Annotated in this window: 23 protein-coding genes; 11 read left to right on the top strand and 12 right to left on the bottom strand. The window is 66.9% G+C overall.

The genetic code is table 11. The features are described from left to right. Nucleotides 1–303: 303 nt before the first annotated feature. On the top strand, nucleotides 304–1,179 hold the full coding sequence (locus NP4_RS04655; RefSeq protein WP_067992371.1) for an SGNH/GDSL hydrolase family protein: 876 nt from the start codon (nucleotides 304–306) through the stop codon (nucleotides 1,177–1,179). Nucleotides 1,180–1,242: 63 nt separating this feature from the next. Here the strand turns inward: NP4_RS04655 and NP4_RS04660 are convergent, their stop codons facing one another. From NP4_RS04660 to NP4_RS04670, 3 genes are all read right to left on the bottom strand, one after another. Beyond that, nucleotides 1,243–1,902 carry a DUF4360 domain-containing protein gene (locus NP4_RS04660; RefSeq protein WP_082875529.1) on the bottom strand — a complete coding sequence of 220 codons (660 nt, stop codon included), beginning with the start codon at nucleotides 1,900–1,902 and terminating at the stop codon, nucleotides 1,243–1,245. A gap of 195 nt (nucleotides 1,903–2,097) precedes the next feature. Continuing rightward, on the bottom strand, nucleotides 2,098–2,754 hold the full coding sequence (locus tag NP4_RS04665) for a DUF4360 domain-containing protein (protein ID WP_082875530.1): 657 nt from the start codon (nucleotides 2,752–2,754) through the stop codon (nucleotides 2,098–2,100). 246 nt (nucleotides 2,755–3,000) lie between these two features. Then, complete coding sequence (locus tag NP4_RS04670) at nucleotides 3,001–3,636, bottom strand: TetR/AcrR family transcriptional regulator (RefSeq protein WP_067992374.1); 636 nt, start codon at nucleotides 3,634–3,636, stop codon at nucleotides 3,001–3,003. Nucleotides 3,637–3,934: 298 nt separating this feature from the next. On the opposite strand from NP4_RS04670, the gene NP4_RS04675 reads away from it, so the two are divergent. Beyond that, nucleotides 3,935–5,728 carry a thiamine pyrophosphate-requiring protein gene (locus tag NP4_RS04675; protein WP_067992562.1) on the top strand — a complete coding sequence of 598 codons (1,794 nt, stop codon included), beginning with the start codon at nucleotides 3,935–3,937 and terminating at the stop codon, nucleotides 5,726–5,728. A 217-nt stretch (nucleotides 5,729–5,945) separates the two neighbouring features. Beyond that, entirely contained in the window at nucleotides 5,946–6,362 is a 417-nt protein-coding gene (locus NP4_RS04680) for a CBS domain-containing protein (RefSeq protein ID WP_067992376.1), read from the top strand. A gap of 128 nt (nucleotides 6,363–6,490) precedes the next feature. Here the strand turns inward: NP4_RS04680 and NP4_RS04685 are convergent, their stop codons facing one another. Continuing rightward, nucleotides 6,491–7,717: an MFS transporter gene (locus NP4_RS04685; RefSeq protein WP_067992379.1), complete on the bottom strand. Its 1,227-nt coding sequence runs from the start codon at nucleotides 7,715–7,717 to the stop codon at nucleotides 6,491–6,493. A gap of 164 nt (nucleotides 7,718–7,881) precedes the next feature. On the opposite strand from NP4_RS04685, the gene NP4_RS04690 reads away from it, so the two are divergent. Continuing rightward, nucleotides 7,882–8,412, top strand: a complete 531-nt coding sequence (locus NP4_RS04690) for a DUF4142 domain-containing protein (RefSeq protein ID WP_067992381.1) — start codon at nucleotides 7,882–7,884, stop codon at nucleotides 8,410–8,412. A gap of 180 nt (nucleotides 8,413–8,592) precedes the next feature. On the opposite strand, the gene NP4_RS04695 is transcribed toward NP4_RS04690, so the two are convergent. Beyond that, nucleotides 8,593–9,354 carry a hypothetical protein gene (locus NP4_RS04695; RefSeq protein ID WP_067992383.1) on the bottom strand — a complete coding sequence of 254 codons (762 nt, stop codon included), beginning with the start codon at nucleotides 9,352–9,354 and terminating at the stop codon, nucleotides 8,593–8,595. A gap of 134 nt (nucleotides 9,355–9,488) precedes the next feature. Further along, nucleotides 9,489–14,954 (bottom strand): ATP-binding protein, encoded by a 5,466-nt coding sequence (locus NP4_RS04700; protein WP_067992565.1) that lies wholly within the window; start codon nucleotides 14,952–14,954, stop codon nucleotides 9,489–9,491. A 486-nt stretch (nucleotides 14,955–15,440) separates the two neighbouring features. Here NP4_RS04700 and NP4_RS04705 point away from each other — a divergent pair, with 486 nt between their 5' ends. After that, on the top strand, nucleotides 15,441–16,004 hold the full coding sequence (locus tag NP4_RS04705; RefSeq protein WP_067992386.1) for a 3'-5' exonuclease: 564 nt from the start codon (nucleotides 15,441–15,443) through the stop codon (nucleotides 16,002–16,004). An 11-nt stretch (nucleotides 16,005–16,015) separates the two neighbouring features. Here the strand turns inward: NP4_RS04705 and NP4_RS04710 are convergent, their stop codons facing one another. Continuing rightward, nucleotides 16,016–16,468, bottom strand: a complete 453-nt coding sequence (locus tag NP4_RS04710) for a winged helix-turn-helix transcriptional regulator (RefSeq protein ID WP_067992389.1) — start codon at nucleotides 16,466–16,468, stop codon at nucleotides 16,016–16,018. Nucleotides 16,469–16,558: 90 nt separating this feature from the next. Between NP4_RS04710 and NP4_RS04715 the strand changes: the two genes are divergently transcribed. Beyond that, nucleotides 16,559–16,942 (top strand): TIGR03618 family F420-dependent PPOX class oxidoreductase, encoded by a 384-nt coding sequence (locus tag NP4_RS04715; RefSeq protein ID WP_067992391.1) that lies wholly within the window; start codon nucleotides 16,559–16,561, stop codon nucleotides 16,940–16,942. On the opposite strand, the gene NP4_RS40640 is transcribed toward NP4_RS04715, so the two are convergent. From NP4_RS40640 to NP4_RS04735, 5 genes are all read right to left on the bottom strand, one after another. Continuing rightward, the gene (locus NP4_RS40640) at nucleotides 16,877–17,170 is read right to left on the bottom strand and encodes a hypothetical protein (protein WP_114755507.1); all 294 of its coding nucleotides are present in this window, start codon (nucleotides 17,168–17,170) and stop codon (nucleotides 16,877–16,879) included. The genes NP4_RS04715 and NP4_RS40640 overlap by 66 nt on opposite strands. Further along, nucleotides 17,167–17,448 (bottom strand): hypothetical protein, encoded by a 282-nt coding sequence (locus tag NP4_RS40645; RefSeq protein WP_147287853.1) that lies wholly within the window; start codon nucleotides 17,446–17,448, stop codon nucleotides 17,167–17,169. Before NP4_RS40645 ends, NP4_RS40640 begins: the two co-directional genes overlap by 4 nt. Nucleotides 17,449–17,561: 113 nt before the next feature. Beyond that, complete coding sequence (locus NP4_RS04725; protein WP_067992396.1) at nucleotides 17,562–18,359, bottom strand: alpha/beta hydrolase family protein; 798 nt, start codon at nucleotides 18,357–18,359, stop codon at nucleotides 17,562–17,564. A gap of 49 nt (nucleotides 18,360–18,408) precedes the next feature. Then, nucleotides 18,409–19,068 (bottom strand): VC0807 family protein, encoded by a 660-nt coding sequence (locus NP4_RS04730; protein ID WP_067992399.1) that lies wholly within the window; start codon nucleotides 19,066–19,068, stop codon nucleotides 18,409–18,411. 106 nt (nucleotides 19,069–19,174) lie between these two features. Continuing rightward, nucleotides 19,175–19,810 carry a helix-turn-helix domain-containing protein gene (locus NP4_RS04735; protein ID WP_245997137.1) on the bottom strand — a complete coding sequence of 212 codons (636 nt, stop codon included), beginning with the start codon at nucleotides 19,808–19,810 and terminating at the stop codon, nucleotides 19,175–19,177. Between the two features lie 171 nt (nucleotides 19,811–19,981). Between NP4_RS04735 and NP4_RS04740 the strand changes: the two genes are divergently transcribed. The 5 genes from NP4_RS04740 to NP4_RS04760 all read left to right on the top strand — a co-directional run bounded on the left by NP4_RS04740 (nucleotide 19,982) and on the right by NP4_RS04760 (nucleotide 24,976). Next, on the top strand, nucleotides 19,982–21,133 hold the full coding sequence (locus NP4_RS04740; protein ID WP_067992405.1) for a M28 family metallopeptidase: 1,152 nt from the start codon (nucleotides 19,982–19,984) through the stop codon (nucleotides 21,131–21,133). 12 nt (nucleotides 21,134–21,145) lie between these two features. Then, complete coding sequence (locus NP4_RS04745; RefSeq protein WP_067992408.1) at nucleotides 21,146–22,252, top strand: saccharopine dehydrogenase NADP-binding domain-containing protein; 1,107 nt, start codon at nucleotides 21,146–21,148, stop codon at nucleotides 22,250–22,252. Next, nucleotides 22,252–23,184, top strand: coding sequence for an enoyl-CoA hydratase/isomerase family protein (locus NP4_RS04750; protein ID WP_067992410.1), 933 nt, complete (start codon nucleotides 22,252–22,254; stop codon nucleotides 23,182–23,184). Before NP4_RS04745 ends, NP4_RS04750 begins: the two co-directional genes overlap by 1 nt. A gap of 27 nt (nucleotides 23,185–23,211) precedes the next feature. Beyond that, nucleotides 23,212–24,081, top strand: a complete 870-nt coding sequence (locus NP4_RS04755) for a class II glutamine amidotransferase (RefSeq protein ID WP_067992412.1) — start codon at nucleotides 23,212–23,214, stop codon at nucleotides 24,079–24,081. Nucleotides 24,082–24,184: 103 nt separating this feature from the next. Continuing rightward, a complete protein-coding gene (locus tag NP4_RS04760; protein WP_067992416.1) occupies nucleotides 24,185–24,976 on the top strand; it encodes an SAM-dependent methyltransferase in 792 nt (263 codons plus the stop codon). Nucleotides 24,977–24,986 lie beyond the last annotated feature (10 nt).

The raw sequence follows: 24,986 nt of genomic DNA on the forward strand, positions 1-24,986 counted from the left end.
CGAAACGTTCGGGTACGAGTACGCCTTTGGATGCCTCGGCCCAGAATAGTCCGTTCTGTGGTTCCGGTCGGCAACTCCGAGCTACTGCCCTGCCGACCGGTCCGAACGGCGATCTCCCAGCCCCGGGGATATCAATTCTGAAGCGATCGCAATCCGGATTCCGGAAGACGCGGAATTACCGAAAATCGATGTTGTTGCCAGACAGCGCAATTCGCGATCGATAAACAAGTGATCAATACATCCAGCGGCGTAACATGTTTTCTCTCACCACTTTTCGAATTCCGCCCCCTCCGGAGTACAGCCATGCCCTTACACCGTATTCGACGTCTGCCCTACTTCTCCCTGGCCCTGCTGACCGGCGCCGCGGCAACGGTCGCACTTGCCGCACCGGCCCAGGCCGCCGATCCGACCTATGCGGCCCTTGGTGATTCGTACACCTCGGGCCCAGGAATCAACCCGGTCGACAGCTCGGCCCCGAGCGGCTGCGGCCGATCCGCCGCCAATTACCCGCACCTGGCCGCCACCCGGCTCGGCCTGCGCCTCGACGACCGCAGCTGCGCCGGAGCCAAGACCGAAAATGTCACCACCACATCACAATTCGCTGGACAGTCACCCCAGATATCGGCACTCACCGGCGCGACCAAGGTGGTGACCCTGAGCATCGGCGGCAATGACAACAACACCTTCCGCGACGTGGTCACCGCCTGCATCGCCGCCGACAGCCTCACCCCGATCGGTACCCCCTGCAAGGATCGCTACGGCTCGACCTTCGTCGAAACGATCCGCGCCGATGCGCCCGTGATCGGCGCGGCCATTGCCAAGGTTCGCCAGAAGGCCCAGGCCGCAAAGGTTTTCGTCATCGGCTATCCGGACATCCTGCCGCACGGCAGCGGCTGCTATCCACGGGTTCCGATCACCACCGGTGACGTCGCCTACGTCGACGGCATCGAACGCGAGCTGAACTCCGTCCTGCTCACCCAGGCCCAGGCCAACGGCGTCGCCTTCGTCGACACCTACACCCCCAGCGTCGGCCACGACTCCTGTAAGCCCGAGAGCACCCGCTGGGTGGAACCGATGATCTCCGGTTCGAGCGCCTCGTCCTTCCACCCCAATGCCGCGGGCATGCGCGCCACCGCCGACGTGGTGGCCGCCGCCATTCGCGGTTCCGGCACCGAATAACCCTCTCGCACAACCGGTTCGGCGGGCGAGTTCCGGCCCGCCGAATCGTTGATCACGCTCGCCTCAGCAGGTCTTCCAGGCGAAGTGGTAGGTGGTGAGAATACTGCCGTCCGTGGAGTCCATCGTGATGAAGCTCGTGGTCTTCTTCGGATCGGAGGTGCCGGCGCTCACGCGCAATTCGGTATTGATATTGAAATTGCGCATCTCACCGCACGGCTCATAGACGATCGAGCCCACCTCGGTGGAATCGGTGGCCTGCCAATCGTCGTCCATCGCGCCGGTGTACTTGTGCTCGACGTACTGGGTCGGCGAATTACCCTGGAAGTAATAATTCGCCCGCTCCAGCGCCGTGGAGCCGGGTTCCAGATGCGCGAAACCGCGATAATCCGCCGAAGCGATGCCATAGGTGAAGCCCTGCGGGACATGCACTTTCAGCCCCAGCTGGCAGTTCTTGCGGAAGTCGGTCGGTTTGGAGCCCACCCCGACCTGCGCGGTGTATTGACTGTAGGTCACCGTGAACGCCGTATTGTCGGGCGATACCGCGACCGTGGCGGTTCCCTGCGGACAGCCGGTGCCGTTGACCGTCACCACGTCGATGACGATTTTATCGGGCGGCGGAGTGCTACCCCAATCCAGCTTCGGCGCCGCGGAGGCGGGGGAACTCGACAGCGGAACGACCAACGCGAACAGTGCTGCGCCGACGGCGGCGAACTTCTTGTACATGATTTCCTCACGATGCTCTGGTAGCAGATCTACCGGCTGAGACAAGTTCACTGTAAGCACGGGCTGACAAGCGCGAAACCCCTACTCGCCCAACGCATTTCGTGCACACTGTGAATTTCCGGTAGCCCCTCGGGCATCGATGAGCGGCCGCCGGGAATCCCCGCTCCCGGCGGCCGGTTCAGCATTGGCGTACCCTCAGCACCTCTTCCAGGCGAAGTGGTAGGTGGTGCGGACGCTGCCGTCCGTGGAATCCATGGTGATGAAGCTGACCGGCGCATTCGGATCCGAACTACCGGACCTCACCCGCAGCGAGGTATTGATGTTGAAATCGCGCGTCTGGCCGCAGGGTTGATACACGATCGCCGCGACATCGGTGGTATCGGTGCGCTGCCAGTCGTCGTTGTAATAACCGCTGAAGGTGTGATCGACATAGTCGGTGTCCGAGTTGCCCTGGAAGTAGTACCGCGCCCTTTCCAGCGCGGTCGCGCCGCGCTCCAGATGCGCGAAACCGCGATAGTCCGCCGAGGCGATGCCATAGGTGAAGCCCTGCGGGACATGCACTCTCAGGACGAGTTGACAGTTCTTACGGAAGTCGGTCGGCCCGGAACCGGAGCCGGTTTCCGCGGTGTATTGACTGTAGGTCACCGTGAAAGCCGTATTGTCGTCCGCGACCGCCACGGCCGCCGTGCCCTGCGGGCATCCGGAGCCGTTCACGGTAACGACGTCGACGGTGATCTTTTCCGAGGGAGGTGCGTCCCGATCGGTTGCGGGAGCACCGGATGCCGGAGAACCCGACATCGGCAGGGCGAAGGCGAACAAGGCAGCGCCGATGGCAGCCATCTTTTTGTACATGATTTCCTCACGGTGTTCCGTCCGCAGACATATCTCACTTTAGGCAGTCACCCCGAGAAGTCGAACCCCTACTCGCACAAGGGATTTCGCACCCATCATCCGGTGATGGTATGTGTAGCCGAGAAATCGGCGGCCTGTAGTGAAAAACGCCCGGAAAACACCGTTATTCACGGCAGGCTGCATGCCACGGCGGCCCGATCGGTCACCGGCGGCATTGTGTCCAATCCGTGTGCCGCGCAGCCGGTCTCATTCTTGCGGCAACACCGTGGGATCCACGCTCACCCCGCGCAGCAAACCCAGTACCGCGGCCCGCCCGGCGGCCAGCACCGGCTCCGGATCCAGCAGTCGCAGCCGCGATACCACGCCCTCGCCCAGCGCATCGATCTCGTACGCGAGGACATACGCGTCGACCTCGGGTCGCACCTGTCCCGCGGCCACCGCCTCCTCGATCGTGGACACGAGAAATCCGTGCCACCGTCGCATATCCGCGATCAACCGATCGCGAATCGTCCCCGGCCGATCGTCGAACTCCCGGAACACGATCGAAAAGAAGCACCGCCCGGGCAGACGCTCGTCCCGATAGAAAGCCAGCCGATTCTCGTGCACCGCCCACAACCGTCGCAGCGGCGTGGGCGATTCCAGCGCCGGGGCGACGATCTCCCGGTTCCACTGCGCACCGGCGTATTCGATCGCCGCCAGCTGCAGGCTCTCCTTTCCCGGCCAGTGGGTGAACAATCCCGATTTGGTGATCTCCAACCGCGCCGCCAGGCGGCTCAATGTCAACCCCTCGAGCCCCTCCACCGAGGCCAGCTTCACCGCCGCGTCCAATACCGAGGCCCGCGTCCGATTCCCCCGCAACCGCCGCCCATCGGTCTCGACCATTTCAACCACCCATCTCCCGAACCCGGCTCGACAAATCTTACCGACTGTTCGTATTTCGCCGCCGCGGCCGGTCGCGTCGGGTGTCGTTTCGCCACCATTCGAGATGACGCAGATTGGGTATCGGCGCGGGCGCGCAGTGGGCCGGGAGGAACCTCCTATCAGCGTGGGAGCGGCCGCCCGTGGTCCGGGACATCGCGCGGTGACCCTCCCCACCCACAGGCGCACGGCCGGTTGGGATGGCCGCACCCGGGTATTCGCCCGCCGAGAACAAGCACCGTCGACGCGGACAGGAGTGAATATGGCCGACCAGGTTGCCGACTACGTTCTGCAGCGACTACGCGAATGGGGAGTGAAACAGGTCTTCGGCTATCCCGGCGACGGCATCAACGGCCTGGTCGCCGCGTTCGGCCGGGCCGACAATCAGCCCCAGTTCATCCAGGCCCGGCACGAGGAGATGGCCGCGTTCGAGGCGGTCGGCTACGCCAAGTTCAGCGGGGAGGTCGCGGTGTGCACGGCCACCTCGGGGCCCGGGGCGATCCATCTGCTCAACGGCCTCTACGACGCGAAACTCGATCATGTCCCGGTGGTGGCGATCGTCGGACAGACCGCGCGCAGCGCGATGGGCGGCAACTATCAGCAGGAGGTCGATCTACAGGCCCTCTACAAGGATGTGGCCAGCGAGTACCTCGTCGAGGTCAATGTCGCCAGTCAATTGCCCAATGCCCTCGACCGCGCGATCCGCATCGCCCGCGCCCGCCGCGCGCCGACCGCGCTGATCATTCCGGCCGACCTGCAGGAGGAGCCGTATCAGGCGCCCGAGCACGAATTCAAGCAGGTGCCCTCCAGCCCGCCCGACGATCTGAGCGCCGTCACCGTGGCGAGCCATCGCGATATCGAACGCGCGGCGGAGATCCTCGACGCCGGGAACAAGGTCGCCATCCTCGTCGGCCAGGGCGCGCGCGGCGCGGCCGAGCAGGTCCGGGAACTCGCCGATATCACCGGCGCGGGCGTGGCCAAGGCCCTGCTCGGCAAGGATGTGCTGTCCGACGAGTTGCCGTATGTCACGGGTTCGATCGGCCTGCTGGGCACCCGGCCCAGCTACGAGCTCATGCGCGACTGCGACACCCTGATCATTATCGGCTCCAATTTCCCCTACGCACAGTTCCTGCCCGAGTTCGGCCAGGCCCGCGCGATCCAGATCGATATCGACGGGGCGATGATCGGCATGCGTTATCCGACCGAGGTGAACCTGGTCGGTGATGCGAAAGCCACACTGGCGCAGCTGAATCCGCTGTTGAAGCGCAAGTCCGAGCGCGGTTGGCGCGAAACCGTCGAATCGAATGTCGCCCGCTGGTGGGAGACCGTCGAGCGGCAGTCCATGCTGAAGGCGAGGCCGGTGAATCCCATGCGCGTGGTGTGGGAACTGTCGCAACGCATCCCCGACAACGCCATCGTGAGCGCCGATTCCGGCTCGTCCACCAACTGGTACGCCCGCTGCCTGCGCTTCCGCGGCACCATGCGCGGTTCGCTGTCGGGCACCCTGGCCACCATGGGTCCCGGTGTGCCGTATGCGATCGGCGCGAAATTCGCTCATCCGGACCGGCCCGCGATCGCGCTGGTCGGCGACGGCGCCATCCAGATGAACGGCCTGGCCGAATTGTTGACCGTGGCCCGCTATCACCGGCAGTGGTCCGATCCGCGATTGATCGTCTGCGTCTTCCACAACAACGATCTCAACCAGGTCACCTGGGAGCTGCGCTCGATGGGCGGCGCGCCGAAATTCGAAGAGTCGCAGAGCCTTCCGGATACCTCCTATGCCGAGGTGGCCCGGGTCTTCGGACTGAACGCCATCGCCGTCGACGATCCCGAACAGCTCGGCGACGCCTGGGATCAGGCCCTGCGCGCCGATCGACCCACCGTGCTGGATGTGCGCTGCGATCCGGAGGTCCCCCCGATTCCGCCGCACGCCACCTGGGAGCAGATGAAGGCCACCGCCGAGGCGGTCCTGCGCGGCGATCCGAACGCCTGGCATCTGGTGACCCAGGGAGCGAAAACCAAAGCGCAGGAATTCGTTCCGCATCGCAACGGGTGAGCGAGGAGATCGCCATGCCGGTGCGCACCGACCAGGACGTCGTCGACGTCCTGGTCGCCCAGCACGAACGGCGGCGAGAAGCCGGACCTGTTCGCCGAACTCACCGAGAGTGCGCTGTTTCCGATGGCGGGAATGTTGTTGTCGCGGTAGCGATGTCTCGACCAACATCGGCTGTTCGGGCGGGCGCGCACACCGCATCGCACAGGAGGATTCGCCGATGACCACCGCCCGAGAACTGATGTCCACCGATGTACAGACCGCCCGCTCCAGCGATTCCATACTGGAGGTCGCCCGCAAGATGGCCGAGGCCGATATCGGCGCGCTGCCTATCTGCGGCGAGGACGGCAAGCTGAAGGGCATGCTGACCGATCGCGATATCGTCGTGAAAGTCGTTGCGCAGCGCAAAGATCCGCTCAGCGTACACGCCGGGGAACTGGCCGAGGGTGTGCCGGTGGTGGTGCAGGCCGACGACGATGTCACCGCCGCGCTCACCGCGATGGCCCAGCACCGGGTGCGGCGCATCCCCGTCCTCGAGCACGAGAGGCTGGTCGGCATCATCGCCCAGGCCGATCTGGCCCGCGAACTGGACCACAAGCAGTCCGCCGGAGTCGTCGAAGCGGTTTCCGAGGACTGAGCCGTGGGCGGCCGGCCACTGTCGGGAGCTCGCCTTTGATGCCGCATTCGCCGCCCTCGCGCTGCTACGGCAGGACGGTCGTATCCGACCCTCGGAAACCACCGTGGTGATCGCGACCTCACATGGTTTCACGGGCTTGTGAGGTCTTCCTCGCGCGAAAGCCTCAGCGCCGAGCGGAATGTCGCGGCGTTCTGCGGTACCAGGGTCGCGGCGAGGATCGCGATGAGTGGGCCGGCGAGCAGCATGGAGAACGCGGCGGTGTAGGAGGCTTGATCGACGATGACGCCGAACAGCAGCGGGAAGACGATACCTGCCGATTGGGTGCCGAAGACGATCAGGCCCGCCAGCGTTCCGACCAACGCCGCGGGCAAGGCGCGCAACGGAACCGCGAACGGCGGCATGGCGCACAGGCCGCTCGCCGCGAACAGGACGGTCAGGACCGTCACGAAGATCGCGACCGACGGGAGATGCGGCAGCAGCAGCACCGCCGCCCCGCACAGGATCATGGCCGGTACCACGATCACGCGCGGGCGGCCGCGCAGCCGATCGGAAAGCCGCCCGCCCACAACGATTCCGATCGCGGTCGCCAGGGTCGGCGCGATCGCCAGGAACGCGGTCGTCCCGGCGGCCACGCCGTAATGCTCCTCCAGATAGGTCGGCACCCAGGTGGTCAGCCCCCAGGTCAACCCGCCATTGCCGAAGGCCATTGCGGCACAACCGAGTACGGCCGGCGACCGCAGCAGCCCCCATGCCGGACTCCGCGCCGCGCCCTTGTCGGCCACCTCGGCGACCCCGACCAACGGCCGCGGCATCCACCGCGCCCAGACCACCACGACCACCACACCGAGCATCGCGATCGCCAGAAACATCCAGCGCCAGTTCAGAAGTGACAGGAACACCCCCGCGATCACGGCCGCGAGCAGGGTGCCGCAGGCATTGGCCGTATTGACCCAACCGTTGGCGGTCGTACGCATCTCGGGCTCGACCCGCTCGGCGAGAATCTTCACCGACGCCGCCGGAAAGACGCCCTGGGTGAGGCCGAAGGCCAGCCGAATTCCCAACAGCGCGACCAGCGACCACGCCAGCGCGGTCAATCCGGTGCACACCGACCAGGCCAGCATCCCCACGATGCCCATTCGCACCGCCCCGAACCGATCCGCCAGCAGCCCACTGGGCACCTGCACCGCGGCATAGGCGAGGAAGAACACCGACACCACCAGCCCGCGCTGCCCGTGATCGAGCCCGAGCGAGTCCCCGATCGGCGTCAACGCGAAACCGATCACGGAGCGATCGATGAAATCCACCGTCCACGCGATGAACAGCATGACGACCGTGACCCGCGCGGTCCGAGACATCACCGCAACCCTTCCGCTCACCCCCGAGCCCATCCCAGCGCCCCGAAAGCCCCACGGCAAGACCGTATTTCCCTCGTATCGCATTCGATGTGTGCCGCGACGACGGCCGGGTAGCCGCCGCACACACTTGTGCCTGCTGTGAAGTACTCGAAAGGAGTTCCGATATGCGAAATCTCCGACGCGTCTGCGGTACCGGACTGGCGGCGACGGCCCTCCTCGTCGCGACGGTGGGTACGGCCACCGCCGAACCGACCGCCAACACCCCGCTGTCCGAACAGGATCGGTCGTACCTGCTGACCTCGCATCAAACGAATATGGCGGAGATAGCGCTCGGGGCGCGCGCGGCGGTGTCCTCCTGCGCGGCCGTACGCGATCTCGGGGCCATGCTGGTGGCCGACCACACCCGGCTCGAGGCGATGAGCGCACCGGTCGCATTCGGCAACGGCATCGCGCTGTCGCCGCTGCCCGACGCGGATCATATGGCCACGCTGCAACGGGTATCGACGCTGACCGGCCCCGACTTCGACCAGCAATGGCTGCGGACACAGCAGCTGGGCCATCTCGACGCGCTCGCCGCGGGCCAGAACGAATCCCTCTACGGAACGTCCGCGCAGGTGCGGCAGCTGGCCGACGCCGCGAGCCCGGTCATGGCTCATCATCTCGTCCTGGCTCGCCAGGCCGTGACGCGATGCTGACACCGCGTCACGGCCTCGATCCTCCACGACTCGCCTGACCCGCACGGGCGGCAGGTCGCTCTGCTCAATCTCGATATCGGCCCGCCGGTTTCGGAGTTGCGCGCGGGACCGCTCGGGCAGCCCGAGCGGGGCGATTCTGGTGATGGAACTGCTGGAACCGGCCGTCGAGGCCGCGCCGAGCTAACGCCCGGTCCCGGTCGGCAGGGTCGCCCACACGACCTTGCCGACCGGCCACTGTGGCGAACAACCCCACGCCCGCGCCATCCGCGCGACCATATGCAATCCGGAGGGCACCGAACGCCCGGGCACGGCCTCGGGCAGCACCGCCTCGCGCGGATCCTGATCGGCGACCGCGACCGTCAGCAATTGCTGCCGCAATTCGAGGCGAAAACTGATATCGGCGTCGAAACGGGTGTGCAGGAACGCGTTTTCGATGAATTCCGTGGCGACCAACTGCGCGTCGTCACAGACCTCGGGTACCTCCCAGCGCTCGCAGATCTGTTCGGTGAACCGACGGGCGCGCCGACCGCAATCCGCCGCGAGCGGCATATCCAGGCAAATTCGTCGGCGCTGCGGCGCTTTTCCCACCGCTTGTTGCGCTTCGGCCACCGTCGCCGTCACGGGCAGGAAACGGTCGACGGCATTGGCGTGTAAACGCCGCCGCAGCGCCTCGCTTCCGGCAACCAGGGCGATCGGCACGGCGGGCCAGTCGCCCACCCGCATCCACGCCAGGGTGAACGCCGAGAACAACGCCTCGCTCGCAATCCCCAACCCGTCGATGATCACGATGACCGCACGGGGTTCATTCAGCGCGAATTTGACCAGATCGCCACTGACGATCCCGGCGGTGGCGACGCTCAGCTCACCGCTGGGCCGCAGTACGGTGCAGCCGCTCGCGTCTTGTTCATACCATCGAATCTGGTTCGCGTTCACCCCGAGCATGCGTCGGCCTCCTGCACAACCGCTTGCCTTGTTTCCTCCTGTTGAGGCACTACCCGCTGGCACGGATCGAAACGTGGAAAGAGCCGTCTCCGTCACCGGCATGCGGTGGCGGAGACGGCTCTCGTAGCGGTAAATCAGCCGATCAGCCGGGTCTCGATCGCCTCGATAATGCGCGGACGCAATTCGTCGGTGCGCACGATCGCATCGACCGAACCGACCTCGACGGCACGCTGGATGCTGTGCACGCGGTCGAATTCGGCGGCCACCTCACCGAGTTTCTCGGCGCGAACCGACGAGCGGGTCTCGTCGAGTTCCGCGATCACGGTGGCGCGGGCTGGTCCGGTCGTATACGCGACGCGGGCCTCGAGTTCGCGGACCCGCGGATCGTTGGCGGTACGGGTGTCGACATCGCCGGAGAACACCACCGCGGCGGCGGGTGCGCCACCGAGCACCGAGGCGAACGAACCCTCCAGCGCGAGGACGGTCATATTCGGGTTCAACGCCTTCGAGAACACCACGAACGCGCCGCCGTGATACCGCGAGATCACGCAGAACACGATCGGTCCCTGGAAATTCACGATGGCGCGGCCGATTTCGGCGCCGTATTCGAGCTGCAGTTTGCGCAACGATTCCGGCGAGCCGTCGAAGCCCGACAGATTCGCCAGCACCACCAGCGGCCGGTTGCCGCTGGCCGCGTTGATCGCCCGCGCGGCCTTCTTCGACGACTGCGGGAACAGTGTGCCCGCGGTATAGGTGTCGGGGCCGTCGGTGGGGGTGAAACCGCGCCGCGGCACCCCGCGCGACTCGATACCCAACAGGCACACCGGAATTCCGCCCAGATGCGCGTCCTGCACCACCGCGGTTTCGGCGTCGGCCATGCCCGCCCAGCGCTCCAGCACCGGATGGTCCTGATCCGACAGCGCGCGCATGACCGTGCGAATGTCGAAGGGCTTCTTGCGATCCGGATTCTTGGCCGCGGAGAAGATCTCGCCGACAGTGGCGAAATCGCTGCCGTCCATCACATGCGGGAAATCGGAGACGTCGCGATCGGACGGGTCGCTGGTCTGCGCCCGCCGCGGCGACTGCTCGCCCGGTGCGATGTAGGTGTGGTCGTAGTGCGACATCAGAATCGCCCGCGCCGCGGTCAGATTCGGCGCCCAGTACTGCCCTTGGCCGTTGGGACCCATCACTCGGTCGTAACCGCCGATACCGAAGTTGTCCTCGGCCGATACGCCGCCGGAGAAGTCCAGCGCCTGCTTACCGGTGAGCACCATCGCCGAATCCGGCGTCATCACCAGAATGCCCTTGGTGTGCATCAACATGGTGGCCTCGGCATTCCAGTACGGCTGCGCGCCGACATTGATGCCGGAGACGACGATATTGATTTCGCCGCCGTCCTGGGTGAATTCGACGATCCGCTTGAGCGCGGCCGCCACCCAGTCCATATTCTCGGTACCGGATTTCATCGAGATCCGGGCGCCCGAGGACAGCGCGTACCACTCCAGCGGAAGTCGCATCCGCTCGGCCAGATCCAGTGCGGCGATCACCCGGCGGCACTCCGGCTCCGACAGCGCGCCGAGCGATTTCGTCGGATCGCCGAGCAGCACGACGCGGGACACGCCCTGCGGATGCCGCTCGGTCGGCGTGGTGACCACGCCCGCGACCATCGCCGCGGTGTTGTGGCCCTTGGGCCGGTCGACCGGAACCAGCGTATGCGAGGCGTCGAGATCGTATTCGGCGAATTCGCCCAGCAGACCGGTCAATTCGTACGGGTAGACGGTATTGCGGCTGCTGGCGCGCAGCACCTTCTGCCGGTACTCGTCCAGCGGCTCGACGGCCTCGTCGGTCCGCTCGTTGACCACCATCTGGCTGCGGCCATCGGCATCGAAGGTGATGTGCAGGGCGACCTTGACCAGTTCACCGGACTTCTGATCGCGCTGACGCGCGATGATCAGGATCTCCTCGAGCCCCGCGCCCGCCGTCGTCGGCTCCACGCGCCCGACGATGGTCTCGAATTCGGCGGGGGTCAGATCGATCGGCGGCCAGATGTACATCACGATGCGATTGGTGTTGAACCGCTTGGCCGATCGCCGCTGCGACTGCGCCCGCCGGATCGAGTCCAGGCAGGTGGCGATGGTGGCCTCCGCGGTCGGCAGCGCCAGCAGTCGCCCGTCGTGTTCGCGCAGCGCGGCCAGGTCACGAACCTGGGCGAACGCCACCAGGCGCTCGTCGGCCGGATTCTCCTTGGCGACGCAGCGGAACAGGTACACCTCGTCGTCGTCGGAGGACGGCAACCGGGTGAGGTCGAATTTCCGCAGCCGCTTCATCTGCATCCGCTCCGCAATGTACGGGTGCAGGCCGCGGATCAACCGCTCCTCGGCCATACCGGTCGCGGACGGACGGAAGGTGAAGTGGTGGTGCATCACCGCGCCGCCGCTGCCGGCGACGGTGGTGGTGATCCGGTGGATCTGGTTCGGCAGCGGCTGACCGCTGAGCACATCCTGCAGCGCGGCGGCCATCGCGTCGAAGTCCTCGGGCTGGCCCTCCCAGCCGAGGTAGATATCGGCCTCGATCGACATTGCGCCCGTTGCCAATTCGCGCAGGCCCCGCAGTACGGTGTCGAGTTCGTCGAAGCTCACCGCGGCCGAGACCAGGGTCAGGCCGCGACGTTCGGCGATCACGAAGGTGGCCCCGCCCACCTCCTGGGTGCGCACATCGGTGAGGCCCTTGTTGCCGTAGTAGCGCCGGGTCAACACCTCGAGCATGACCGTGTTGTCCGGATTGCCGCGTACCAGTCGCTGGCCGAGCAGGCGCACCAGCGGTTCGGTGCTGCGCACCATATCGCCGATGCGCTCGGCGCGATCGGCGGTGTCCGGATGCGCGTCGAGGTAGCTCATGTGCTTGCGGACATTGGTGTAGACCCGGGCGCGGTTGCGCCGCAGCAGCGGCTGACCGAACCAGGCGAACACCAGTCCGCGGGTGAGGTCGGCGATCACGGGGAAACGCACCTGCGTCGCCGCGACCAGCCGTTCCAACGCGAGCCCGACCGGTTCGCGCAGCGCCCGATCCGGGGTCGGCTCGCGCAGCCATTCGCGCAGCAGGGTCGTGATGACCGTGCCGGTATCGGACGGACGCTGCTGGGCCAGGAAGATGCGGAAGACCGCGGCCTCCAGGTCGGGGGTGCGTTCCAGGTCGTCGACGCCGTAGTGGCCCAGGGCCTTGGCGAGTTTGTCCTGGTAGGACGCCGGCAGGCCGGCCCGCTCCACATCCAGGCTCTGCAGGTAGGTGTGGAAGTACTCGCGGGCGCTGTGCACGTGACCGTGCCAACCGTCCTCGTCCCAGGACCGGTTGTGGCTCAGCTCGGCCAGATCGGCGAAGACCTGGATCAGCTCGAGTTCCTCGGCGAGCGGACGATGGTTGGCCTCGATGGTCGCCCGGCGCGCGGTGAGGTAGTCCTCGATCATGCGGCGGTCGTCGTGCGGATCGACGTCGAATCCGAGCAGCAGGCTGCGCAGATCCTGCAGGCTTCGGATCAGCTGCTCGTGCGGCTGGACCGCGGCGGGCGCGGCGGGCAGATCCAACTCGACCGCACCTGCGGATTCGTCCTGGGCCTCCTCGCCGTCCTCGGCCAGCGGCTCGAGACGCAGCATCGGCGCGCCCGTCTCGACCTGGGTGCCGACCGAGACACTGCACTCCTTCAGGCGGGCCCGGAACGGCGCGCGCAGCACCGTTTCCATCTTCATGCTCTCCAACACCAGCACCGGCGCGCCCGCCTCGACCTCGGCGCCGACCTCGAGCGGCGTCGCGACGACCAGCGCGGGGGCCGGGGCGCGCACCACGCCGCCCTCGTCGCGGCTGATCCGGTGCGTCACGCCCTCGACATCGACCAGGTGGATGGGCCCGTGTGTGCCGGTGATCAGGCGATAGCGGGTGCCGTTGACCACGATCTGCCCGGTGTGGCGATCGAAGCGTTCGAGATCGACGTCCGCGGTACGGATTTCGCCACCGGCCTCGATGCCGATCCGGAACCGATGCGCGCCGATGCGGGCCACGCGTACGCGGCAGCTCGCGCCGCGCAGCTTCAGATCCAGTGGCCGACCGCTGTCGTGCTGCACCTGCGGACGTCCGCCCGAGGCCGTGGACAGCAGCCGGTAGCGCTCGGACTGCTCCTCTTCCTCGTAGGCGTCGATGGCCGCGGCGGCCAGCGCGACGGCGGAGTGGCGATGCGAGACCAGCCGGCCCTCGCCGCGCACGCGGTCGATCCAGCCGGTGTCGGCGCTGGCATCGATCACCTCGGGCTGATCGAGCAGATCGAGGACGAAGCTCTTGTTGGTCGCGCCGCCCTCGATGACCACGCGGGTCTCGGTCATGGCCCGGCGCAACCGGCCCAGGGCCTCGTTGCGGTCCCGGCCGTAGGCGATGATCTTGGCGATCATGGAGTCGAAGTCGGCGGGGATCGTATCGCCCTCGCTGACACCGGTATCCACGCGCGTACCCGGTCCGGCGGGCAGATCCAGCCGCGCGATACGACCCGGGGCGGGCGCGAAATCGCGATCGGGATCCTCGGCGTTGAGCCGCGCCTCGATGGCGTGGCCGCGCTCGATCGGACGCTCACCCTCGAGCCGGCCGCCCGAGGCCACGTGCAGCTGCGCGCGGACCAGATCGAATCCGGTGGTGATCTCGGTGATCGGGTGTTCGACCTGCAGGCGGGTATTGACCTCGAGGAAGGCGAACAGCTTCTCGCCGGGGTGATAGAGGAATTCGACCGTCGCCGCGCCGCGATAACCGACCGCGACCGCGAGCCGCTCGGCCGACGCCTTCAGCTCGCCCGCCTGTTCGGGGCTGAGCACCGGCGAGGCCGACTCCTCGATGACCTTCTGGTTGCGCCGCTGCACCGAGCAGTCGCGCACGCCGATGGCCCACGCGGTGCCCTGACCGTCGGCGATCACCTGGACCTCGACGTGGCGAGCGCCGGTGACCAGCCGTTCCAGGAACACCACGCCGCTGCCGAAGGCGCGCGCGGCCTCCTGACTGGTGCGCTCGTAGGCGTCGACCAGCTCGGCCTCGCTCGAGACCTTGCGGATACCGCGGCCACCGCCACCGGCGGTCGCCTTCAGCATCAACGGGTATCCGATCTCGGCGGCGGCCGCGATCGCGGCCTCGACGGTTTCCACCGCGCCGCGGCTCCACGGGGCGACGGGCACGCCGACCTCCTCGGCGATCAGCTTCGCGCCGATCTTGTCGCCGAGTTTGCGCATGGCGTCCGGGCTCGGGCCGATGAAGGTGACGCCGATCTGCTCACAGAGTTCGGCGAAGGCCGGATCCTCGGCGACGAAACCCCAGCCCACCCAGGCCGCCTCGGCCTTGGTGGCGATCAGAGCGCGCTCGAGCGCCTTCAGATCCAGGTACGGACGTGCGGACGCGGGACCGAGATCGTAGGCGATGTCGGCTTCGCGCACGAAGGTCGCGTTCCGATCGACATCGGTGTGCAGAGCAACGGTTTCGATCGGTAGCCCGGTCTCCGCGGCCAAATCTCGTACGGCGTGAATGAGGCGCATAGCGGCCTCACCGCGGTTTACGATGGCGATGCGGCTGAACAACTCGCCGACTCCTTCCACTCCTCAGTCTGGCCCGGTCGGGCGAGGGGCTTACAATTCCGGACTCCGCGTAGTCTGCCCCTTCACTACCCGAACGCGCACAGCGCGTGGGGGTTACTGGCACGTATCGTGTGGAATGCCTCATATGTGAAGGTGTCAGTTTCCGTACCCGTGCTCGGATCGTAGCCGAGCCGCGCAGCCGGATGCGTTGATCCGCAACACTTCTCTCGACCGCCGAAACCGGATGGAATGCTGACAGCCGTGGCCGACATCCTCGACGTCCTACACGCGCGCTGCGCCGAGGCCATCCTCTCCGTCGGGGACCACCCCACCCTCACCCGCATCCCCACGGTCCTCGACCAACGCACCGCTCCGAGGCCCGCACCGGCCAGGCCAGCAGCATCGCCCGCTACGCCACCGACAACCTCGCGGCCGCCGACCGAGAGAATTCACTGGCCACGAGCTCGATTCGCTCCTAGCGTCGTGGCAATGAACGAGCGCTACCTCAACGTCGTCGACGTCGAGGCCACCTGTTGGGAGGGGCCGAATCCGCCCGGGCAGCCGAGTGAGATCATCGAGATCGGGCTGTGCGTGGTCGATTCGGCGACCTGGGAACGGGTGGAGCGGCACAGCATTCTGGTGCGGCCCGCTCGGTCCTCGGTGAGTGAGTTCTGCACTCGACTGACCACGCTCACCCAGGAGCAGGTCGATACCGGACTGGAATTCGCCGAGGCGTGCGAGCTGCTGCGGAGCGAGTACCGGTCCGATTCGCGGCCCTGGGCGAGCTGGGGCGACTACGACCGCAAACAGTTCGAAACCCAGTGCGCCACAACCCGCGTGCCGTACCCGTTCGGCGCGCGCCACACGAATGCGAAACGCGCCTTCTCCGAATCATTCGGCACCACACGGCGTTACGGGATGGCGGGCGCGCTGCGGATGCGCGAGATCCCCCTGGAGGGCACCCATCACCGCGGCGGCGACGACGCCTGGAATATCGCCAATCTGATCATCGACATGGCCCGTCGCGATACCTGGCCCGGACGCACCGGCTAGCGGTCCATGCCCTACACCGCCGCACCCGGCCCGGGGAGCAGGTCGATATCACCGGCGTGCATCGGCTCGCCGCAATCGGCGCAGCGCAGATCGACGCCGCTGATCTGGCCGCAGGCGTGATGACGGTAGAGGACCGGCGGGCCGGAGGTTCCCGCGAGCCATTTGTCACCCCAGCCGACCATCACCATCAAAACGTCGACCAGTTCGGCGCCCTTGTCGGTGAGGACGTATTCGTATCGCGGTCGGCGGTCATAGGGTCGGCGGTCGATCACCCCGCGCTCGAGCAGGTGACCGAGCCGTTCGGTCAACACCTTGCGAGAGATGCCGAGATCGGCCTGGATCTGCTCGAAGCGCGAGATCCCGACCCAGATATCGCGCAGGATCAAGGGCGACCACGGCTCGCCGATCACATCCAGGGTCCGGGCGATCGAGCAGGCCATCTCACTGAAGTCGGTGCGCTGCATGGCAACCAGTCTACCCAATGGGGTTCCCTTAGAGAACTTAAGGGGATAGAGTACTGAAGTCTCTTCAAGAAACTCCAGAAGGAGAGTTCGATGCTCACCCCCGACGTACGCCGCGTTCTCGATAGCACCGCCCTGGCCCACCTCGCGACCGTCCTACCCGACGGATCGCCGCACTCGGTCCCGCTGTGGGTCGGCACGCGCGGCGATCGCATCGTCTTCCTCACCGGCCCGAATTCCCGCAAGGCCCGAAACCTCCGCCGCGATCCCCGCGTCGCGCTGTCGCTGACCGCCACCGGCAACGCCTTCGAGCCGATCATCGTGCGCGGGCGCGTGGTCGAATGGCTCGAGGGCGACGAGGCGTGGGCGATCATCGATGAGCTGGCGATCAAATACATCGGCCAGCCGTATTCACGCGATCTGGAGCGGGTCGTGGGAATCATCGAACCGGAGCGACTGACGGTCGGCGTCAACTGAATTCGGCCACGGGTTGTGGAAGCGCAGTTCCGGAAAGGCGGGGTCCGGGCCGTCGAGCAGCGGGTGGGCGATCCCGCGCAGTCGCTGATCGAAGAACGTCGCGACGATGGTGCGGGTGAGTTCGACAGCACGGTCACCGGACAGCGGCGTATCCCCCGGTACCCCCAATTGCTCCGCGAGAGCGAGGATGTCGGTGAACGAGTTGTGGTCGGCTCCGACGAGGGTCACCCAGCGCTTCCCTCCGCGCAGCCGCTGCCACGCCGCGTCCCAGGATGGTTCGCCGCGGATCGCGCCGGATAGTACATGCTGACCATCAATTCGCGGGCCCGCTCCGGCCGCCACGGATCACGCTGGCCGTCGTCGACCATATGCAGCACATCCCGCCCGATCGCGAAATCACCTGTCGGCGTAGTTAATCGAACCTCGGCGGAAGCCGCCCCCGCACCACCCACCACGACGCTCACCGACAACGCCAGCACGATCATCATCACCGCCGCAACACGCATCTTCCGCACTCCTCCGCCATCGTCGCCCACCGAGCGTCGCCACCGATGCTGCGCACCGAATCACAGAGCCACGCCAGACCAATGACAAAACGACGTACGAAAGCGGCGACCGGTCAGCCCGCATGCGGCAGATGCCGCCGAAACCATTCGCTGAGAACCGAATCCACCGCGCGCGCCTGCGGCAGCTGCGGTGCGGGTTCGAGGCCCGGCTCATCGGCCAGCGGATGAGCCAATCCCGCGATCGACCGCAGTTCCGCCCGCTGCCCCATCGCGTCCACCAGCCGCGCCGCATCGGCCCGCAGTCCCGGATGATCCAGTTCGCCGCTGACCACCAGCAGCGGCGCATGCCGCGCGATCTCGTTCGCCTTGGCGATGAAATCCAAACTGTCGACGGCTTTTTCGGATTCGGCGTCGTACGGGTAGTCCCCCGGAAACAGCTCCACCACCGTCCGCATCCGAATCGCCGCGTTCACCACCGCCCCGGCGAAGATCGGCGTCTCGGTCTCCGCGAGCACCCGCAGCGCGACGGCCCCGCCCAGCGATCCGCCCAGTACCCCGATCGGCCCGTCGTCCACCGGCAGTTGCGCCCGAATCGCCTCCAACGCGGCCGGAAACTCCTCACACGCCTGCACGACGAACGGATGCAGATACAGCATCAGCGGATCCTCGGTGAACAGCGCCACCACCGCATCGGTCTTCCCGTCCACCATCCGGGCCCCACACATCGGCATCCCCAGATGCACCCGCCACGCGTCCACCCCGCCCATCGGCAGCGCCGCCGCAAACGCCGCATCGGACCGCGGCGCATCCAACATGTGCCAGGTGACGATCAACGGCGCATCCCCGCCCCCGTCCGGCCCCAACGCGGTGAATGGAACCCCGGCCGCCATACCCGTGATCGGTGACTGCATGCGGTGACCGTAGCCCGTGCGAATCGCGTTGGTGCGGCGACCGTTCCGATCAGGCGGCCGCGTCGGCCAGTTCCGCCGCCGCGCGCCACTTCTTCACCAGCACGACGGTCAACGCGATCAGCCCGCCCGTCGTCGCGATCATCAGCACGGTCGACAGCCACACCATGGTGGCGATGGGCAGCTGGTAGGCCAGTACGCAGCGGACGACGGCCTCGGCGAGCAGCCCCGCGCCCCAGACGACGGTCAAGCGACGGAAGGATTGCCGCATGCCCGGGCGGGAGCGGTAGCGCTCCTCGAAGGCGGCGGCCTTGGCCGGGTCGGAGGCGGTCATACCGCGCAGCGCGGCCACGTAGGTCAGCGGCTTGCCGATCGCGACGCTGATCAGAAAGGCCGACCCGACCAATCCGGTGCCGATGGAGTCCTTGGCGATCATGAATCGCGCGTCACCGGACAGGAAGGTGAGCAGCAGCCCGATCCCGAAGACTCCCAGCATCACTCCCGCGAACAGGTCGAACTTGCGCGAGCGCACGGTATCGGTCAGCAGAATCGCCCCCGACACCACGGTTCCCGCGCCCAGCGCCACCAGATCGCTCGCCCCGAACCCGTGCAGCACGTAGTAGGCGCCCGTCGGCACGCCGATATCGCGAATCATCCGCAGTGCGAACGCACGCCGATCCATGGTCGGTGCGGCGGCGGTGGTGGCGGTCATGTCGATCTCCTGAACTGGAAGTTCCCTTGTCGAACTCCAAGTTATGACCCAGCCCGCCCCGAACCACGGATCGTTCGTCACGAACCGACCATGACAGTTGTCACGGTCACCAGGAGTCGGCGTAATCGAATCGAACGCCCGAGGCGAGCAGTGCGGTGGCCGACAGTCCGAACATCCGATGGAAGCTCGCACTGAAATGCGACAGCGAGGCGAACCCGGCATCGACCGCGCACCGGGTCATATCGTGCCCCACCGCGAAACTCGCAGCGACAGAGATCATTCGAGCCCATTGCCGATACCGGCGATAGGTCGTCCCGGTCTGCTCGGCGAAGGTGCGCAGCAGATGCGAGGTCGATACACCGACGGCCGATGCGGCATCGGCCGCGCTCATCTCCGCGGCCGGATCATCCCGAATCAACTGCGCCACCTTGGCGATTCGCGGGTCGATCGTATCGGGCACGGGCAGGCTCGCCGCCTCCAGCACCCGACCGATATCGAGAACCGGCTCGGTGCACGTCGCGATCAACTCCCGTTCGCGGCGATGCTCGAACCCGAATTGTCCCTGCGCACGGTCCATCTCGGCCATACACCGCGCACCGGCGAGCGGATCGACGAACAGATACAGCATGCGTCCCCGCGGTTCCGGGATCCAATGCGTCACCCGGGCCGGCGCGTAGGCGCTGCGTGCGCGCACCGAGCCCAGCGCGTCCGCGCACAACTCGAACGATCCGTCCAAACCCACGGCCAGACAGCCTATCGACGTGGAATGTGGATCGATGCGCACCCCCGGCCCCACATATCCGGCATGCCCGCGCCGAATCCACATGACCGCCCGATCCGGACCACACGTTTGTGAAAGCGCGACACCCACCATCTTTGCCAGGCTAATCCCATTCGAACGAGGGGATGACCGATGACGGCTCAACAGGCGCCGCCCGGCGGCATGATTCACGATGTGGCGGCGCTGGCGCGTCTGGACCGGCGCACCACGGGTCCGGGTGAACATCGATCGGCGGAGTTGATCGCGGCGCGTTTGACCGAAGCCGGTGCGAAGACAGTGGAGATCACCGGGTTCCGCAGCCAATCATCTTGGGCGCCAACTCATCTTGCCCACCTCATCGCCGCGGTGACTGCGAGTTTCCTGCCGGGCCCACTCAAACGATCTGCGGCCGTCGCGACGGCGGTGTCCTACGAACTGGACGTCAGCGGCCGCAGCCACTGGCTGCGCCGCCTGCTCCCGGCGGGTCGCGGAGTCTCTGTTTCGGCACGGCTACCCTCCCTCGGTCCGCCACGGCGCACCATCGTGCTGCTCGCCCATCACGACGCCGCCCACAACGGACTGGTATGGCATCCGAAGGCGATCGCGCCGAACCGTTTTCGCTCGCGCCGCACCGGCCGATCGGTACCCAGCCACGCCCCGGCCCTGCTGGCCATCCTCGCGACCGCGCTATCGCACCCGGGAACGCGCCGGCCGCTGCGCCTGGTCCTGAGCGCGCTGGGCGTGGCGATGATCCAGTCGATGCGCAGCCCGACCACACCGGGCGCCAACGACAATGCCACCGGAGTCGCGGCCGTTCTCGAGCTGACCCGACGGCTGCGCGCGACGCCGCTGACCGAAACCGAGGTGATCGTCCTGTTTCCCGGAGGGGAGGAGGCAGGCAATGTCGGCATGCGGGCCTGGACCGAGCGGCAGCTGCGATTCGATCCGGCCCGCACACTCGCGATCGGTCTCGATTCCCTGGGCAGCGGTGGCCATCTGGTGGTCGCCCGCCGCGAGGGTCTCACCGGCCGGATGTCCGATCGCGATATCGCCGCGGCCCAGCGCATCGCCGCGCAGGCGGGTATCGAACTGCCCGCGGTCACCTTCGCCAATGTCTGCGACACCACGATCGCCAGACATGCCGGTATGCGCGCGATTTCGCTGCTGTCCTACGACCGGGGCTGGATCCGCCACCTGCATCTGAGATCCGATACGCCCGACGCGGTCGGCTGGAATACCGTCACCGCCGCCGTCGAGCTCACCGCGCGTCTGGCACACGCCTGGGACCGCGGCGAAATCGACTGAGGAGCAACGAGAATGAATAATCGCAGCGCCATCGCGGTCTACGGCGCGACCGGCTACTCCGGGCGTTCGATCGCGAGAGAACTCGTCGCGGCGGGGCACGACGTAATACTCACGGGCCGCTCGACGCCCAAACTGCGACAGCTGTCGGCCGAACTCGGGGGCATCGACCACAAAGCGGTGGAGCTGACCGACAGTCGTGGATTGACCGACCTGGCAGCGCGCGTGGGCACGCTGGTCAATGCCGCGGGACCGTTCGCCCGCACCTGCGCGCCGGTGGCCGCCGCGGCGATCGCGGGCGGCTGCCACTACGTCGACATCAGCGGCGAGCAGCAGTCGATCCGATCACTGTTCGACGCCTGGGGATCCGCGGCGACCGCAGCCGGGGTCGCGCTGATACCGTCGGCCGCCTTCTACGCGATGCTCGCGGATCTGCTGGTGTCGCTCGCGGCCGCGGAATTCGAGCGGATCGACGATCTCGACCTCGCCTATCGGATCACCGATTGGGTGCCCAGCGGCGCGGCCTACCGGTCGCGGCTGCGCGGGCTCGCGCTGCCGATACTCGAATTCGACGACGGCCCGGTCGTCGCCCGGTCGGCCACGCGCACAGTCGAATTCCCCGCGCCGATCGGCCGCCGCCGCGTGGTCAGCTATCCGCTCCCGGAGGTCTTGACGATCCCCAGACATGTTCCGGTGCGCCGCATCCGACCCGCCATGACCGCCTCGACCGTCGTTCCGGGTTTCGCCGAACCCCTCGCACCACAGCTGGCCCGATTGTTCGCCTGGGGCCTGCGGTCACCACTGTCGGGGGTCTTCCAACGAGTCGCACGGGCCGCCACCGTCGGAGAGCGCACCCGAATCCCGAACGATCCCACGCGCTTTCACATCGTCGCCACCCTGCGCGGCGGCGGGATGCGCCGCACCGCGACGCTGTCGGGCGCGGGGATCTTCGACATCACCGGCCCGATCGCCGCGCGCGTGGCCGCGCGCACGATCGCCGCCGACTTCACCGCCTCCGGCCCGCTCGCTCCCGCACAGGTCGTCGATCCGGCCGAATTCTTGAACGCACTGCGGGACAGCGGTATTCGCTATCGACTCGATCCCACGGAGGGTGTGCGCTGATGTACCGACGACTGCTGGTAGAGCACTACGATCGAGTGCTGCTGGTGCGATTCGACAATCCACCCCGGCACTTCTTCGACGACCGGATGAGTATCGAACTCGACGATCTGACCCGCCGACTGCGCTCCGATCGCGATACACGGGCCGTGGTGTTCACCGGTCAGGGCCAGACCTATATGACGCATTTCGACGTGCCGGAACTGGTGCGCGCCGCCGAGCAGATACCCCTCGAACTGTCCTACGCCGCAGCGAAACTGATCGTCGCAGCGGGCATACCGGGCCGAGCGCGAGGAGTCGACCGATTGCTCCGCCGCACTCGCGCCCGCGAGCTGCTGACGATGACCCGGACCTATGCCACGCTGCGCCGACTGCGCACCTCCGACAAGGTCGTCCTCACCGCGGTCAACGGCCTGGCACTCGGCATGGGCTGCATATTTGCGCTCGGCTGCGATATTCGGCTGATGGCCGAGAACCGTCAGCTCGGCCTGCCCGAATCCGGACTGGGCCTGCTCGCCGCGGCCGGCGGTACCCAGAGCCTGGTTCGAATGGTCGGCCCGGGCCGCGCACTCGAGCTACTGCTCGAGGGCCGCTGGCTCGATGCCCCCGAGGCCGTCGACCTCGGCCTGATCCATCACGCGGTCCCCGCCGCCGAACTACTGCCCGAAACGCTGACGGTCGCGCACCGCCTCGCCACCCGCTCACCGCGAATCACCCGGGAGATCAAGCGCATGGTCTACGACGCGGGCACCCGCCCGTCCGCGACCGCCGCCCGTATGGAGGCCGCGGCCCTGCTCGCTACCATGACCTCCAAGACGACCGAACACCGGCTGCGCGCCTATCACGACCGGCTGAACACCTCCGGCCCGGTGACAGACGATCTTGTGCGCCAGGGTTTTTCCACCCTCCTGCGCGGCGACGACATGTATGGATGACCGGACCGGCGACGAAGGGAGTTTCAGATGTGCCGTCTATTCGGATTGTCGGCCGCGCCCGCTCGAGTGCGGGCCACATTCTGGTTGTTGGACGCCTCCGACAGTTTGGTGCGGCAGAGTCGGCGCAATCCGGATGGGACCGGGTTGGGGACCTTCGACGTCGACGGGCAACCGCGGGTGCAGAAGCAGCCGATCGCCGCGTATCGGGACGAGGAATTCGCGCGGGAGGCCAAGGAGTGCGAGTCGGCGACATTTCTGGCGCACGTGCGCTATGCGTCGACCGGTGCGACCACCGCCGTGAATACCCACCCGTTCACACAGCACGGACGACTGTTCGCGCACAACGGGGTGATCGGCGGTCTGGATCGACTGGATGCGGAGCTCGGCGAATATCGCGAACTGGTCGGTGGGGACACCGATTCCGAGCGATTGTTCGCCCTCGTCACGAAGTACGCCGATGAACGCGGCGGGGATGTGGCCGCCGCGATCGCGGCGGCGGCCGGATGGGTCGCCGACAATCTGCCGGTGTACGCGATCAATTTCATCCTCACCACGCCGGATCAGCTGTGGGCGCTGCGCTATCCGGAGACCCATGAGCTGTTCGTCCTCGAACGCGCCGCGGGCGGCACACGCGGTTCGCGCCATCTGGAGCAGGCCAGCGGCGCGGGCCGAATTCGCGCCAGGTCCGGCGATCTGGCCGCGCGTCCCGCGGTGACCGTGGCGAGTGAGTGCATGGACGAGGATCCGAACTGGCAGCCGATCCCACCGGGCGTGTTGGTCCACGTCGGTCCCGATCTGGCCGTGACCTACCGGACCGTCCTCGATCACCCACCGCGCCACCGGCTCACGATCGACGACCTCGACACCCGCGCCGCCGCCTCCCAGACCACCCGCTGAAGCCCGCTGCCGCATTCGAGCCTGCGCGGTGGCGCCGCGGGCTAGCCTGGACACTTGTGGCATTCGACGATGCGCATGAACCGATAGGGGGGCACGGCTGAACATGGGTGCGGGATCGACTCACGCGCATCCGCATTCGGCTCGGATGTACGACTACTTTCTCGACGGTAAAGACAACTACGAAGCGGATCGGCAAGCGGCCGAGGAGATTCTGAGGATCTGGCCGACGATCAAAACCGCCGCCAAGGTCAATCGGGCTTTCATGCATCGCAGTACCCGTTTTCTGGCGGAATCGGGCATTCGCCAGTTCCTCGATATCGGAACCGGGATTCCGACCTCACCGAATCTGCATCAGATCGCCCAGGAGGTGGCTCCCGAATGCCGGGTGGTCTATGTCGACCATGACCCGCTGGTCCTCGCCCACGCCCGGGCGCTCATGGCGAGCACACCCGAGGGCGCGACCGCCTATCTGGAAGCGGACGCCACCGATCCGGAGACGATTCTGCGATCCCCCGAAATCACCGAACTGCTCGATTCGAACCAACCGATCGGCCTGAGCATGATCGCCCTGCTGCATTTCATCGAGTCCGGCGCCGAACAGATCGTGCGAACATTCCTCGACGCCCTCGCCCCCGGTTCCTATCTGGTCATCTGCGCGGCCACCGCCGATTTCGACCCCACCCGGATCGCCACGGCCCGCGAGATCTACCGCGCCCGCGGCATTACCGCCCAGGACCGCTCCCGAGACGAATTCGCCCGATTCTTCCGCGATCTGGAGCTCATCGATCCCGGTATCGTGCCGCCGCATCGCTGGCGTCCGGACGGCGTCGCGGACATCCCGGACTCCTACGACGCGAACGTCTCCTGCTATGCAGCGGTCGCCCGCAAGCCCTGATCGCCGCGCT

This window comes from Nocardia pseudobrasiliensis NBRC 108224 (assembly GCF_001613105.1).
Taxonomy (GTDB): domain Bacteria; phylum Actinomycetota; class Actinomycetes; order Mycobacteriales; family Mycobacteriaceae; genus Nocardia; species Nocardia pseudobrasiliensis.